Source organism: Streptomyces sp. NPDC003379 (assembly GCF_053589195.1).
The window spans coordinates 17548-32442 of record NZ_JBSFRK010000008.1 but is presented as its reverse complement, the minus strand read 5'-3'; the positions used below and the strand labels follow the sequence as shown (position 1 = coordinate 32442).

The 14895-nt window shown below is 69.5% G+C and carries 9 protein-coding genes and 5 pseudogenes; 10 read left to right on the top strand and 4 right to left on the bottom strand.

The genetic code is table 11. The features are described 5' to 3' along the window. Positions 1 to 253: 253 nt before the first annotated feature. From ACWDVB_RS09670 to ACWDVB_RS09645, 6 genes and pseudogenes are all read left to right on the top strand, one after another. The gene (locus ACWDVB_RS09670; protein ID WP_451514416.1) at positions 254 to 823 is read left to right on the top strand and encodes a TetR/AcrR family transcriptional regulator; all 570 of its coding nucleotides are present in this window, start codon (positions 254 to 256) and stop codon (positions 821 to 823) included. Positions 824 to 900: 77 nt separating this feature from the next. Continuing rightward, entirely contained in the window at positions 901 to 2094 is a 1194-nt protein-coding gene (locus tag ACWDVB_RS09665; protein ID WP_451514417.1) for a GDSL-type esterase/lipase family protein, read from the top strand. Positions 2095 to 3097: 1003 nt separating this feature from the next. Further along, positions 3098 to 3796 (top strand): annotated as a pseudogene (locus tag ACWDVB_RS09660) (IS5 family transposase); the annotation flags it as partial. 181 nt (positions 3797 to 3977) lie between these two features. Further along, positions 3978 to 5106: pseudogene (locus tag ACWDVB_RS09655) on the top strand (transposase); the annotation flags it as partial. A 776-nt stretch (positions 5107 to 5882) separates the two neighbouring features. Then, positions 5883 to 6455: a GNAT family N-acetyltransferase gene (locus ACWDVB_RS09650; RefSeq protein ID WP_451514419.1), complete on the top strand. Its 573-nt coding sequence runs from the start codon at positions 5883 to 5885 to the stop codon at positions 6453 to 6455. 914 nt (positions 6456 to 7369) lie between these two features. After that, positions 7370 to 7792, top strand: coding sequence for a hypothetical protein (locus tag ACWDVB_RS09645; RefSeq protein WP_451514420.1), 423 nt, complete (start codon positions 7370 to 7372; stop codon positions 7790 to 7792). Positions 7793 to 7963: 171 nt separating this feature from the next. On the opposite strand, the pseudogene ACWDVB_RS09640 reads toward ACWDVB_RS09645, so the two are convergent. Further along, a pseudogene (locus ACWDVB_RS09640) lies at positions 7964 to 8908 on the bottom strand (IS5 family transposase). Between the two features lie 98 nt (positions 8909 to 9006). Between ACWDVB_RS09640 and ACWDVB_RS09635 the strand changes: the two are divergent. From ACWDVB_RS09635 to ACWDVB_RS09625, 3 genes are all read left to right on the top strand, one after another. Next, positions 9007 to 9423, top strand: a complete 417-nt coding sequence (locus tag ACWDVB_RS09635) for a hypothetical protein (RefSeq protein ID WP_451514421.1) — start codon at positions 9007 to 9009, stop codon at positions 9421 to 9423. 99 nt (positions 9424 to 9522) lie between these two features. Beyond that, positions 9523 to 10203: an ABC transporter ATP-binding protein gene (locus ACWDVB_RS09630; RefSeq protein WP_451514422.1), complete on the top strand. Its 681-nt coding sequence runs from the start codon at positions 9523 to 9525 to the stop codon at positions 10201 to 10203. After that, complete coding sequence (locus ACWDVB_RS09625; protein WP_451514423.1) at positions 10200 to 12599, top strand: FtsX-like permease family protein; 2400 nt, start codon at positions 10200 to 10202, stop codon at positions 12597 to 12599. Before ACWDVB_RS09630 ends, ACWDVB_RS09625 begins: the two co-directional genes overlap by 4 nt. A 274-nt stretch (positions 12600 to 12873) precedes the next feature. Here ACWDVB_RS09625 and ACWDVB_RS09620 read toward each other — a convergent pair. Next, positions 12874 to 13276 (bottom strand): annotated as a pseudogene (locus tag ACWDVB_RS09620) (S-methyl-5-thioribose-1-phosphate isomerase); the annotation flags it as partial. Between ACWDVB_RS09620 and ACWDVB_RS09615 the strand changes: the two are divergent. Beyond that, positions 13173 to 14072, top strand: coding sequence for a hypothetical protein (locus tag ACWDVB_RS09615; RefSeq protein ID WP_451514424.1), 900 nt, complete (start codon positions 13173 to 13175; stop codon positions 14070 to 14072). The pseudogene ACWDVB_RS09620 and the gene ACWDVB_RS09615 overlap by 104 nt on opposite strands. 148 nt (positions 14073 to 14220) lie before the next feature. On the opposite strand, the gene ACWDVB_RS09610 is transcribed toward ACWDVB_RS09615, so the two are convergent. Beyond that, a complete protein-coding gene (locus tag ACWDVB_RS09610) occupies positions 14221 to 14508 on the bottom strand; it encodes a hypothetical protein (protein ID WP_451514452.1) in 288 nt (95 codons plus the stop codon). Positions 14509 to 14564: 56 nt separating this feature from the next. Then, a pseudogene (locus tag ACWDVB_RS09605) lies at positions 14565 to 14876 on the bottom strand (WD40 repeat domain-containing protein); the annotation flags it as partial. Positions 14877 to 14895 lie beyond the last annotated feature (19 nt).

Genomic DNA, 14895 nt, shown 5'->3' with positions numbered 1-14895 from the left:
AAGTCGTCCCGAACCCGAGGTTCCGCGAACCGGAAGGGCTCCTCGCGGTCACCGGTCCGTCACGTTTGATCTTACTCGGGCAAAGGACGCCGTTGGGGCGAAGCAAGGTGAGGGCGCGCGTGCGGCTTCGCCTGCCCTGCCGTCGCACTCACCCCCTCCGACAGTGCATCAAACCTAAGGGCGATACTCACTTGCCTATAAGGCATAGGTAAATACATGCTGTCCGTAGGCATACCGAGAGAAGGTGATGGTTGTGGTTCGGGCAGGACTGAGCCCGGAGCGGCTGACGCTCGCTGGTGCGGAACTCGCCGATGAGGCCGGTTTCGGCCAGGTGACTCTGTCCGCGCTCGCCCGGCGTTTCGACGTGAAGCCGGCGAGTCTGTACGCGCACGTGAAGAACTCCCACGATCTCAAGACCCGGATCGCGCTGTTCGCGCTGGAGGAGCTCGCCGACCGGGTCGCCGACGCCGTGGCCGGGCGCGCGGGAAAGGACGCCCTGACGGCCTTCGCGAACGCCTACCGGGACTACGCCCGGGCGCACCCCGGCCGGTACGAAGCAGCCCGCTACCGGCTCGACCCGCAGACCGCCGCGGCCAGCGCCGGCGTCCGGCACGCGCAGATGACGCGGGCGATCCTGCGTGGCTACGAGCTGGCTGAGCCGGACCAGACACACGCGGTCCGCATGCTGGGCAGCGTCTTCCACGGCTACGCCTCCCTAGAGGCAGCCGGTGGCTTCGACCACACGGACATCGCCGCGCAGCAGTCCTGGGCTTGGACTTTGGACTGCCTCGACACCGCATTGCGGAGCCGGTCCGCCTCATGACCGGTCGCGTCACTCGCGACGGCTTCTCTGTACCGACCCGACAGCACCTCCACCCCAGAATGACAAGGCTTGAGGCAATGAGCACCGAACAGAAGCTGATCACCACCCCCGTCACCGCCGACTTCCTGCGCGGGCACCTCGACGTGGAAGAGACTGCCCATGGCCTGCTGCCGCACCGGCTGCCTGCCCGGGCGCGCCGCCAGATTCCCGATGACCAGCTGGCCGTGGCCGAGGCCCAGCCCTCCGGTGTCCGGCTGGCCTTCCGTACCAGCGCCACCACCATCCGCCTGGACACCCTGCCGACCAAACGCGTCTACCTGGGCTTCCCGCCCCCGCCGGATGGCGTCTACGACCTCCTGGTCGAGGGCCGCCTCACCGCCCAGGCCACCGTGGACGGCGGGAACCTGCGCACCATCACCGACATGCAGACCCAGACCGCGGAATTCACCCCGGGCCCGGTCGGCACCGCCCACTTCACCGACCTGCCCGCCGGCGAGAAGGACATCGAGATCTGGCTCCCACACGCGGAGATCACCGAGGTCGTCGCCCTGCGCAGCGACGCCCCCGTCGAGCCGGCCCCGAAGACCGGGCGCCGGGTGTGGTTGCACCACGGCAGCTCCATCAGCCACGGATCCAACGCCGTCTCCCCCAGCACCACCTGGCCCGCGCTGGCCGCCTCCGCATGCGATGTGGAGCTGATCAACCTCGGATTCAGCGGCAGCGCGCTGGTCGACCCCTTCACCGCCCGCGCGATGCGCGACACCCGCGCAGACCTGATCAGCCTCAAGCTCGGCATCAACGTCGTCAACGGGGACACCATGCGCCTGCGCGCTTTCGCCCCCGCCATTCACGGCTTCCTCGACACCATCCGCGAGGGACAGCCCGCAGTACCCCTGCTCCTGATCTCCCCTGTCCTGTGTCCGACCCACGAGAACACCCCCGGACCTCTCATGCCGGACCTCTCCGGTGGAACCCTGAAGTTCAAGGCCACCGGCGATCCGGTCGAGACCGCCGCAGGGCGGATGACGCTCACGATCGTCCGCGACATCTTGACCGACATCGTCGAGCAGCGGTCCGCCGAGGACCCCAACCTCCACTACCTCGACGGACTCGACCTCTACGGCGAGAGCGACCACGACGAGTTCCCCCTGCCGGACGCGATCCACCCCGGCCCCGAAGGACACCGCCGCATCGGCGAGAACTTCGCCAAGCTCGTCTTCGCAAACAATGGGCCCTTCGCCATCACGCCTGACTGCCCCAGAGAACCGTGACCGGCGGAGAGAGGGCGATGGCAGGCCCCCGGTAGCGCCCCGCCCCGTAGGCGAACAGGGGGCGCATCCGGATGACGTCATCGCGAAGACGCTCGGCGATCACGACGAGACAGCCACCCGCCTGGGCACCGGAGCCGGAGGAACATGGAGCCGGTACGCCCGCGGCGGCCACCAGGGATAAGGCGCGCTACTCAAGCTGGGCCTTGTTTGGGGCGACGTGAAGTTCGATGCCGTCCCGGTGGCGCTACGAACGTCCGAACAGCCCGACGGCGATCCGCGACTGCTTCCGAGGCTCATCGGGGCCGGCATGAGCAAGGACGTCGTTTTGACGCCCCGTGACAACCCACCCCTCGACGTCCTTCAGGCCGATCACCCCAAGCCTCCTGCCTAAGATCCGGCATGCGCCGGGCCAAAGTTCTTCAGGAGGCCGGTTGCCTGTTCAGCGACTTCCTCGTCCGGAGCGGCAAGCACGACACAAGTTCAGCATTTCGGTGTTACCCCGGTCGACCGACGGCTACGGCGAATACGTGGCTCAGGAACATGCGGGCCCGTCAGCCTCACACCCGGAATCAGACAGGAGCTCTTGGAGACGCCGCATCACGTCGACCTGGGCCGGATTGTAGAGATCGGCAATGGCTTTGCCGATGGTGCGATCGGCGTGCCGCCGGCCACGCGGGGCGTCCGAGGCGAGGTCGTGCAGCCCGGGATGCTTGACCCGGAGACCTCGGACATAAGGCACGAGACGCTCGGCGAGACTCTGGCGCGCCTGCTCGTCCGCATCGGCAGGAAGCTCGTCGGGTTCGCGTGCCACCGGCTGCGGCTGCTCATGGAGCAAGTCCGCGTAGGCGTCCATGCTATTGGGGCCGAGAACCGTACCGAGGACTGTGACGAAAGAGCGGTCGGGGTCAGGGAACTCTGCTGTCTCATCCAGGGAGGCGAGGCTGAGGGGGAGATCGCTCGCGGCCGTTCCGCGCATGAGGGCGCCGACCTCGGCGCGGGCGTGTTGCAGTCGTTCGATAACGCAATCCTGTACATCAACCGCACGGGAATCCCGTGGAAATACCTCCCGCACGACTTCCCCAACCACGGCACCGTCTACGCCTACTACGCCGCCTGGCGAGACGAAGGAATCCTCGCCCAGCTCAACTACGACCTGACCGGCCTCGCCCGCGTGAAAGAGGGGCGCAAGCCCGAACCGACCGCCTCCATGATCGACACCCAGAGCGTGAAGACCTCCACGAACATGCCCCTGACCAGCCAGGCAACCGACGCCGCCAAGAAGATCGTAGGTCGGAAGCGAGGCATCATCACCGACACACTCGGCCTGCTCCTCGCCGTAACCGTCACCGCCGCAAGCCTGTCGGGAAACGCCGTAGGAATACACCTCCTCGACCAGGCCAAGAAGACCTACCCGACCATCTCCAAGAGCTGGGTCGACACCGGCTTCAAGAACGCCGTCATCGAGCACGGAGCGAAGCTCGGAATCGACGTCGAGGTCGTCAACAGAAACCCGGAAATCCGCGGATTTCATGTCGTCAAAAGGTGCTGGGTCGTAGAACGGAGTATCGGATGGATCATGATGCAGCGTCGTCTCGCGCGCGACTACGAGACCCTGACCTCCAGCTCTGAAGCCATGATCCACATCGCCCTGACCGACACCCTCACCCAGCGCATAACGGACGAGACCACACCCACGTGGTAAGGACCTATTAGGAAATAAACCGCAATTCGCCTACATCAAACGACCTCTCAGCTTGTCATTTATGGTCCGGCGTCGAACGCGGCTCGAACTTGATGAGCGTTTTGCAGTTCAGCGGACACGTAGGCGGCCTTCGTCTGATCCTGTGCTCCGTCACAGAGTGGATCAGCGCGAAGGCGTGGTCGTGAGTTTGGTGCATCAGGGCGTCCTGCGGGATGCGTTCGCGGAAGTGTCACACTTCCGGTCGGAGCTGTACGCGTGTCTGACCGCGCGGGGCGACGCGTTGTTCGATTTGTGCGATGCGCTGCTGTGCACGGACGGGCCGGTGCGGACGCTGGTTGATCTCGCGCTCGTGCCTGAACACCGCCGTGGGCACGGGGCTCTGTACGGCGGCCTCAACCAGGGCCGGATCAACGTCGCCCGGCTGCGTCGGACACTGGCCGGGGTGCCGCTGCCGAGGGCGGCGGACGGTCGGCTCGTGCTGGCGGTGGATGTCTCGCCGTGGCTGCGGCCGGACGCCAACACATGTGCTTTTGCCACACGTTCGGCAGGGGGGAGGGCAAGCATCAGATGGTGCCGGGCTGGCCGTACTCGGTGGTGGCCGCGCTGGAGACCGGCCGCACGTCCTGGACGGCGGTGCTGGACGCGGTCCGCCTGGAGCCCGGCGCCGACGTCGCCGCGGTGCCCACGGTGCAGATCCGCGAGGTCGTCGAGCGGCTGGTCACCGCCGGCCAGTGGCGGCCGGGTGACCCGGAGGTCCTGGTCGTGCTGGATGCGGGATACGACGCTCCGCGCATCGCCCACCTGCTGGCTGACCTGCCCGTCGAGATCCTCGGTCGGCTCCCTTCAGATCGGGCGATGCGGCGTCCGACACCCTCCCGTGAAGAGTTCCACCTGGACCCCCAAAGGGCGGCCGGACGCCCAAGCACGGCGGCGAGTTCGTCTTCGGCGACCCCACCACCTGGGGCACCGAGCAGGCCGTCACGGCCACGGGCACCCGGCTATACGGGAAGGCGACCGCGCAGGCGTGGGACCGGCTGCACCCGCGGCTGACCCGCCGGGCCGCACGGCTTGACCACGACGGGCCGCTGCCCCTCATCGAGGGCACCGTCATCCGCCTGGCCGTGGAGAAGCTGCCCAGCGGCGGGGTCAACAAGCCGGTCTGGCTGTGGTGGTCGGGCACCGGCGCCACCGAAGCGGACGTCGACCGCTGCTGGCAGTCCTTCCTCCGACGCTTCGACATCGAGCGCACATTCCGCCTGTTCAAGCACTGCGCAGTACAAATGCGGCCTGGATCGGGGCCACCACCCGCTCGGGGCAGTTCCTCGGCTACGGCTACTGGACGATCTTCCCCAAACCCGAGAATGTCCGTGGCCACATCAAGCTGCAGCTGTGGATCAAAGAACCGTGGCAGGTAGCCTGGTGGGACACCGACGGCACCACCCGGAGCTTCCCCGTCCCACCGCCGCGCCCCGCCTCGATGCCCTCACCCGGCAATGCGAGGTCCGGACCGCCGACTCCTGCAAACTCAGGGCAAGTTGTGTGTGGACCGGGTGTGGGGCCCGCCGCACCCTCGCCGTCGTCATCGCTGACGCGCAGCCCGCGGCCGAGGACCGGCCGAGCGCGCCGTCGCCTTCGGGCAAAGCGAGCGTTCGCCAGCCGTTCCCTGCTGACGCCGGGCAGGACACGGTGCCCGCCCAAACCCACGGCGGAGTTCCGGATCCGCTTCTGCCGCCCGTGCCCGCCATGCCGCCGCTGCCCACCTCGTCGGTGGTCGTGGCTGACCGGCTGGCTCGGCCGTCACAGAAGACGCCGCTGATCCCTAAGCCTGGATCCACCGATGTGTTGCCTGGGAGATGTGTGTCGGGATGTAAGAGATACCTCGTGACCTGTGACGACGGACTTGTGGAAGCCTTCTTCACGCACGATCGGCGAGGCATCTCGTGGGCGAAGACATCTCATGCCGCTTCGGCGGTCTCTGTCTGGTTCGACGGAGCGAGTCCGATCGCCGATGCGGGGCTGTTGCCGCTGATCCAGCTGGCGGGTTGAGCCCGGCCGCCGTGGGGCACCAGACCGGTACAGTGAGGAAGTGATCTCACCTGACCGTAGAGCAGCCGAACGTGCGGCGGCGGAGGAAATTACCTATCGCGTGGCGGAGAGCGAGAGGGACAAGGCCACCGTCGTCAAGGGCGAGTTCAGCTCGGATACCGTCTTCGAAGTGGTCGGCTCCGAAGGCGGGTTCACCGTTCGGCCCGCCCGGCTGGACCCGCCGGTTCACAAGGTCTTCCCCGACGACGAGCCCGAGGCCGATGAGGCGCCGGAGGGCAAGCGGCGGTTTGTCGCGCTGGATGGCGAACTCGTGTGCGGCTATGTCGACACGGAGTATGAGCCCTGGAACCGGCGGCTGATTATTGCCGATATCGAAGTGGCCGGGCCGTACCAGGGCCGGGGAATCGGGCGGACACTGATGAGCCACGCCACCGACTGGGCACGCGCATGCGGTGCCGGGCACGTCTGGCTGGAAGTGACGAACATCAACGCTCCGGCCATCCGTGCCTACCAGCGGATGGGGTTCACCTTCTGCGGCCTGGACACTTCCCTGTACAGCGGTACGGAGTCCGAGGGGGAGACGGCACTGTATATGAGCCTCTTCCTCGACTGATCCGCTGGGGCGGATAGCCGGTCCAGTGCTTGGACATGGAGACGCGGATGTCCTCTGAACTGGATGATAGGACTTCCTACGTTCCACATCCACAGAGCAAGAGAACACCCGCGAGATGCACCTCCCATGCCGCTTCAGCGGTGTCCGCCGCGTTCGATGACGCGAACCTGGTCGCGTATGCCGGGCTGGTCCCGGTGATGCGGCTGGCCGAGCGATGCGGGCTTGCCCGTCTGACGGCGCAGAAGGTGAAGCTGAGCGGGGTGAAGAACAGTGCGGGTGCCGCAGCGGACGCCAAGGTCACCAGCATCGTGGCCGGTATGGTCGCGGGTGCGGAGAGCATTGACGACCCTGGACGTCCTGCGGCACGGTGCGATACCGGCCCTGTTCGGCGGGATCCGTGCCCCCCTCCACGCTGGGGACGTTCCTGCGCGCGTTCACTCATGGCCATGCGCTCCAACTCCTCTCCGTGCACCGCAGGTTCCTCGCCGCGCTGGCCGCGCACACCCCGCTGCTGCCGGGCGCCGGTGAGACGGCGTTCATCGATGTCGACCCCCCCTGCAAACTGTCTACGGCCGCACCAAGCAGGGCGCGGAGTACGGCCGGTTCAAAGGGATACGCACCCTGCACCCCCTGCTCGCCACGATCTGCACCCCCGCCTCCCGGCCGGTTATCGCCACCGTGCGGCTGCGCCGCGGTAAAGCTGCCGACTCCCGCGGCGCCCCGCAACTCGTCAGCGAGGCACTGGCCACCGCGGCTGAGGCCGGCTGCACCGGCATGCGTATCCTGCGCTCGGACTCGCAGTTCTACAACGCCGGTGTGATCGCCGCCTGCCGCCGGGCCGGAGCCCGCTTCTCGGCCACCTCCGGCATGAACCCTTCCGTCAAACGGGCCGTCCTGGCCGTCCCCGAGCCCGCATGGGAGCAGATCACCTACCCACCGCCGTGCCCGACCCCGACACAGGCGAACTCATCTTCGACGCGGAGGTCGCCGAGATCCACGCCTATACCGTCTTCACCGGCAGAAAGAAGGCGGAGCGGGTCACCGACCGGCTGATCGTGCGCCGGGTCCGCGACCTCGCCATACCCGTCACCGTCGGCGAGCAGGGCGAACTGTTCTCCGTCTGGCGCTACCACCGGTTCTTCACCGACAACCCCGCGCCGGTACTCCAGGCCGAGGAGGAGCATCGCCACCACACCGTCGTCGAGCAGATCATTGCCGACAGCAAAGCCGCCCGGCGCCTGACGCTGCACCTGCCGCAGCGATGGCCCTGGCAGGACCCATGGACGCAGTCGTTCGCCGCCGTCCACGCACCGCCCGAAGCAGCCCTACGTCCCTGACCGCTTCGCCCCGCCAGGGCCCAACCGGAGCCGAAACCATGGAAGAGCTGGGCAGACCAGCGGATACCTCCTACCCGCATCGGCTCCAAACCCCAACACGCTGCCCAGCAGCCCCGGAAGATCACTTCAAGATCCGGCCGGTGGATCGAGGCTTAAGCGCTGTTTCTCGGATCATGTTCGGAGCCAGATGGTGAGGGCTGCGAGGGTGATGGTGCCGAGGTAGATGCAGGCGCGTCTTTCATAACGGGTGGCCACCGCCCGGAAGCCCTTGAGTCGGTTGATGGCGCGTTCGACGGTGTTGCGTTTCTTGTAGCGCTCGCTGTCGAAGTCGGTGGGCCTACCGCCGCGTGAGCCGCGGTTGCGCCGGTGCCGTTGCTGATCGAGGCGTTCGGGGATGGTGTGGGAGATGCCGCGTCGCCGCAGGTAGCGGCGATTCTTGCGGGACGTGTAGGCCTTGTCCGCCAGGACGTGGTCAGGCCGGCTGCGCGGCCGTCCCACGCCGAGGCGAGGCACGCAGACCTGGTTGAGTACCTGCTCGAACTGGGGGCTGTCGCCCTAGTGTCCCGGGGTCAGGACGACGGCGAGGGGCCGGCACCGCCCGTCGGCGGCACGGTGGATTTTGGTGGTGAAGCCGCCGCGGGAACGTCCCAGGCATTCGCCGATCGCAGTACCTCCTCCAACCGGGCGGCCAGTTTCTGCAGCACCGGATCGACCTGATTCGTCCCCCGGCCGGCCCCCTTTTGACCCACCGCTTGACCCACCGCGGCCGCAGGCGCCTTCCGTGCGCCGGCGGCGTGCTGGTGTGCTCGCACCATGGTCGAGTCGACGGACACTTCCCAGTCGATGCGGCCCTCGGCATCCTCAGCAGCCTGGACCGTCAACAGCAGCATGGCCCACGTGCCATCCGCTGACCAGCGGCGATGACGTTTGTAAACCGTCTCTCACGGCCCGAAGCGTTCAGGCAGATCCCGCCACTGCACCCCCGTGCGCACCCGGTACAGCACCCCGTTCATCACACGCCGGTGATCACTCCACCGGCCCCCACGCGCACCACCACCAGGGTAAGAACGACACCAGCCGATCCCACTCCGCATTCCTCAGATCTCCACGGCCCATAAGGCCAGCCTGGCCCCAACAACCCACCGGCGTCAGGAGACCCGAGAAACAGCGCCTAGGGTGACGCCACCTGCGTGATGGAGGAACATGGCCACAGCATGATCGGGAGCCGCCTCGAAAAGTTCAGCGATCACGACAGTGACGAGACAGGTGCGGACGGCATCTGCGGGCTCGCTGCCGCCTTGTACGTCATCGCCGTCTCCCGGGACGACGTCGATGAGCTGATCCGGCGGCGTCCAGGCGAGAAGGACCCGGACATCGTCCGTCGATGGGAGACCCACCTGCAGTTGGCGGGTCACAACCTCGAGGACCCCACCGACCCGGACCGCCAGGCCCGGCGGAGTCACCTCCCGGGGGGCGGAGCCCCCGGCTCGGGCCGGATCCCCAGGCCAGGGCTGCACCTCCACCTCAAGCCCTGCCCCCAAGTCTCAAGCCCCGCCCCCAAGACGGTCGAAGCGCCCTGCCCCGGCGGAGAGCCCGGGCAGCTATACATGCCGGGTATACATGCCATGTAGAGTGCGCCGCATGTCAAGCAGTCGCGCCCGCACCGCACTTCTGAGGGCGGGAGAGTTCACCATCGCCCGTCTCGGCCCGCTCGCCACGGAGATCCGTTCATGAGCGCCCCCATCCTGGCCGCCACCCGCCTGCGCAAGGCCTACGGCTCGACCAACGCCCTGGATGGCGCCGACTTCAGCATCCGGCCGGGCGAGATCGTCGCCGTCATGGGTCCGTCGGGCTCCGGAAAGTCGACCCTCCTGCACTGCCTCGCCGGCATCGTCCTGCCCGACGCCGGCCGGGTCACGTACAAGGGCCGGGCCATGTCGACGCTGTCGGACGCCGGACGCAGCAGGCTGCGTCGGAGCGAGTTCGGGTTCCTCTTCCAGTTCGGGCAGCTGGTGCCCGAACTGACGTGTCTGCAGAACGTGGCGCTGCCGCTGTGGCTGAACGGCACCCCCCGCAAGGACGCCATGCGCCGAGCCCTCGCATGGCTGGAGCGCCTGGAGATCGACCACCTCTCCCGCAGGCGTCCCGGAGAGATATCCGGCGGCCAGGGTCAGCGGGTCGCCCTCGCCCGCGCCCTCGTTGCGGAGCCCCGCGTCCTGTTCGCCGACGAACCGACCGGCGCCCTGGACTCCCTCACCGGCGAACTCGTCCTCGGGCTGCTCACCGAAGCCGCCCATGACACGGGCGCGGCCGTCGTCCTGGTCACCCACGAGGCGCGGGTCGCCGCCCACTCCGACCGCGAGATCGTCGTACGCGACGGCAGGTCCCGGGACATGGAGCGCACCGCGTGAGGGGCGGCCACAGCACCCGCGACCGCCTGAAGCACCGGCGCGCGGCCCGGGGTGAGGCCCGCACCAGCCCGGCGGCCTGGGCGCGCGACCTCGCGTTCGGCGCCTGGTTCGCGGTGAGCGGCGGACGCCCGGCCTGGACCCGCACGCTGCTGACCGCCGTCGGCGTCGGCCTGGGCGTGGCCCTGCTGCTCCTCGCCTCCGCCGTTCCGGCCGTGCTGAGCGCCCGGGACGACCGCGGCGCGGCCCGCGACGACTTCGTGTACGGCGCGCCGATGCCACCGACCGACGAGACGGTCGTCACCGGCAGGGCGAACACCACCTACCGGGGCCAGGACATCTACGGGCGGCTCGTCCGGCCGGACGCCGACAGGCCGGTCCTCCCGCCGGGCCTGGACGAACTGCCCGCCCCTGGCGAGATGGTCGTCTCCCCCGAACTCAAGAAACTGCTCCACTCCGCCGAGGGCGCCCTGCTCAAGAAGCGTCTGGACCATCGCGTCACCGGCACCATCGGCGAGGCGGGGCTGCTCGGCCCACGCGAACTGGCCTACTACCTGGGGGTGGATGACCTGACCCCGAGGGGCGACAACCCGACGCGGACCGACCACTTCGGCGGCCCGAGCCCCTCCGAGGGACTCGACTCGTTCCTCATGCTGCTGGTCGTCATCGCCATCGTGGTGCTGCTGATGCCGGTGGCGGTGCTCATCGCCGGGGCCGTCCGCTTCGGGGGCGAGCGCCGCGACCGGCGGCTGGCCGCGCTGCGCCTTGTCGGCTCGGACACCGCGACGATCCGGCGCATCGCGGCCGGTGAGGCCCTGGTGGGCGCGCTGACGGGCCTCGCCGTGGGCCTCGGGCTCTTCGTGGGCGGACGGCGGCTCGTCGGCACGGTCGAACTGTGGCGGATCAGCGTCTTCGCCTCCGACGTGGCCCCGGCCCCGGTGCTCGCCGCGCTGATCGTGGCCGGCGTACCGGTCCTCGCCGTCGCCGTCACGTTGTTCGCGCTGCGCACCGTCGCCGTCGAACCGCTCGGCGTCGTACGGCACGCCGGTACGGTCAAGCGGCGGCTGTGGTGGCGGCTGCTGCTGCCGGCCGCCGGGGTGACGCTGCTCTTCCCGATGATTGACGGCCTTGATCCGGAGACCCGGGTCAACGAACCGAAGATCGCGGCGGGCGCGATCCTGCTCCTCGCGGGGGTGACGGCGCTGCTGCCCTCGGCGATGGAGGCCGTCGTCGGACGGCTGCGGGGCGGTCCGCTGTCGCTGCAACTCGCCGGCCGGCGCCTGCAGTCGGACAGCGGCACGGCCGCACGCATGGTCAGCGGCATCACCCTCGCGGTGGCCGGGGCGATCGCCGTGCACATGCTGTTCTCGGGCCTGGAGAGCCGGTACACGCACAGCACCGGCCGCAGCCCGGTCCGCGGCGAGCTGCGGATCACCGGGGCGTACGAGGGTGAGAACCGGCAGCGCGAGGACATGGCCGCCCTGCGTGCCACGCCCGGCGTGACATCCGCCCTGGCCTACACGCTCGGCCATGCCGCGGAGCCCGGCAGCGACGCGCCCGGTGCCTTCGTGATCGTCGGTGACTGCGCGAGCCTGCGGCAGATCGTCGAGGCCCGAGGCTGCCGGCCCGGCAGTGTCTACACCGTCGCCGACGAGTCGGGCGAGGACCCCCTGAAGGGCGGCGTGTACACCCCCGACCCGGGCGAACAGGTCGACCTGGCCGCCTCGGAGGAGGGTTCCCCGAAGGCCGCGCCCAAGCTGTGGACCGTCCCTGCCACCGCCCGTGCCACACAGGCGGTGCCGGACCCGGCGGGGTCCTTCACGACCGGCGTCTTCGCCACGCCCGAGGCGATCAGAACCCACGACCTGGCGGACGCCGGCACGGAACTGCTGGTGAAGCTGGACCCCTCCGACCGCGACGCGGCCGAGCGAGTCCGCAACACCGCCGCGCGGATCGACCCCTTGCTCCAGGTCGAAGAGAACGTAGAGAGCGAACAGGCACCGGAGTTCACGAACATCAAGCGCGGCCTGTTCATCGGTGCGACCGTCACGCTGCTGCTGATCGGCGCGAGCATGCTCGTGACCATGCTGGACCAGCTCCGTGAGCGGAGGAAGCTGCTCGCGGTGCTCGTCGCCTTCGGCACCCGGCGCTCGACGCTCGGCCTGTCGGTGCTGTGGCAGACCGCGCTGCCGGTGCTGCTCGGCCTGGCCCTGGCCGTCGGTGGCGGCCTGGGTCTCGGCTCGATGCTGCTGAAGATGGCGGGCCTGCCGCTCGCGGTGGCCTGGGGCAGCATTGCGGGGATGGCCGGGATCGGTGGCGGAGTCGTCCTCCTGGTCACGCTGCTGAGCCTGCCGGCGATGTGGCGCATGATGCGTCCCGACGGCCTGCGCGACGAATGACCGGACGCTCGAACGCTCGCTCGCGCCACGGGGCCCGCACCGCGTGACCGGCGGCCGGGCCGGTTGCCGGTCATCCGCGTCGGCGCCGGCTGGTGGCCCCGGTTCCGGCCTTGGTCGCAGTTGTGGCCCTGGCCCCGGCCGCAAGTCAGGGCCCTCATCGAAGTCGCGGCCGCGGTCACGGCTGTGATCGCAGTCGCGGTCACCGCCCTGGCCGGTCGTAGCCCTGGCCACGCCGTCCGCACCGTTCCGTGCGCGCGGCCGACCTGGACCGCTCTCACCGGAGTCGCGGCGCGCCGCCCGGCAGCTCCCCCGCCGAGACCTCCAGTACGCCCCGCTTCCAGTACGCCCCGCTTCGTGACCAGGGCCGTCACCAGGGAGCCCGGGGTCGCGTCGAAGGCGGGGGTGTGGCCGCGCGAGGCCGCCGGGGTCGTACGGACGCCGGACCACTCCAACACCTCATCGTCGCCGCGCGGTTCGATGGGGATGCCGTCGCCCGAGGCCGTCCCGAGGTCCACCGTCGTGGTGGGGGCCGCCACCACGAACGGGATGCCCGTGTGCGCGCACGCCAGGGCGATGGCGACCGTGCCGACCTTGTTGGCTGTGTCGCCGTTGGCGGCGATGCGGTCCGCCCCGACGATCGCCGCGTCGACCTCGCCCTGCAGGATCGTGCCCGACGCCCTCGATCCGATGTGCCCCAGCCCGGAGCTGCCGTACGAGGTGCGGGTCTACAGCGTGCCGGACGGCATCGTGGGCGCGGACTGCACCGGCACCACACCGCATTGGTGGACGCGGGCCTGGTGCGACCGCCTCAACAAGGCCGTCCTCCTGGCCGACACGGCAGTCGCCCACCGGCTGGGCGCCCCCTCCCGACCGGCGGGCGGTGACTGTGGCGACCTGCGCGCCGAGGTCTGGCAGCACTCCACCACCGACCTGGGCACCCTCCCTTCTCGGGTCCACCGGGTCGACGCCGATCCGGACCGGCCGGCGGTGCCGCGCCTGCCGCACGACACCTGGCCGAAGGGGCATCCGGCCTCGACCGAGCCGACGCCGGAGCCGGCCTGGCGCCTGGGCGAGCAGCACCCGCCGACCTACGACCTGCGGGTCTGGTCCGAGGCCGACGGGTGGATGACGCTCGGGTGGATCGTCGGCGGCCGCGGCACGGCGGGCATCGCCGCCACCCTGCTGCGTGTCGGCTGGACGAAGGAGACCAGTTCATCTCGGCTGCGGACTTCATCGTCGGGAACCACTGCCTTACACCGGGCGGATCTTCGGCGGCGGAGCACCAGCGGGAGTATGTGCGGCACGTGCAGGCCTGCACCCGGTGCAGGCTCGTGCACGGCTGGGACAGGCGGCCGTCGGCCTCCCGCAGGATCAGCTCGGCGAAACACGCGACGCCCGTCATCCTCGGGAAGCCGGTCCGCGTGGATGCGCACCTCGTCGGCGACTACCCGCGCCGCCCCGGCAAGCAGGTGACCGATGACCGCGACGTCGGCGGCTGGTACGTCGAGCGGGGAGGACCACGCCAGCGCTGTGCGCACCACCTGCTCGTGCACCGTGCGGTCGGGCGGGAGCTCTGCCGTGAGGCGTCCGTCCGGGTCGTACAGAACGGGGTGAGTGCTGCTCACGAGGTGGCCGCCTTCTGGTGGTCGCGGGCCAGGTCTCGCAGGTGGTGGGTGAGCCGGTCGGGGCGGATCAGCGGCGGCGCACTCCCGCGCGGCGGGCTGACCCAGTGCGCCAGGGGGCTGCCGTGCTGGCCGGTGGGCAGCAGGAGCTGGAAGCCGTCGCCGAGGACGCGCACCCCGGAAAGGTCGGCGGCCGCGTGGCCGGTGCCCGGCGGCACCAGGACATACAGCTGGTCGCGCAGATGGACGGCGAGTACCGGATAGCCCCGGCGCGGGCCCACCCGCATGGCGACGAGCGCGTCCAGGCCGTCGCGAGGCCTCTACTGTGCGCGTCCCAAATGTAGCTTTCCCCGCTTCTGCTTACACCTGCCAGCCAGGCACCGTCGGGCGAAATCGCTACCGCTACCACCGCTAGCAGTGACCAGCTGGTGAGAGTGGCGGTGCATTGGACGCTGGTCGGGTCCCACAGCCGCACCGTCTTGTCCCAGCTGGCGGTGGCCAGCCAGGTGCCGTCGGGCGAGATCGCCACCGCATTCACCGCGTCGGTATGGCCGGTGAGGGTGGCGGTGCACTGTCTGCTGGTCGGGTCCCACAGCCGCACCGTCTTGTCCCAGCTGGCGGTGGCTAGCCAGGTGCCGTCGGGCGAGATCGCCACCGCATTCACCGCGTCGGTA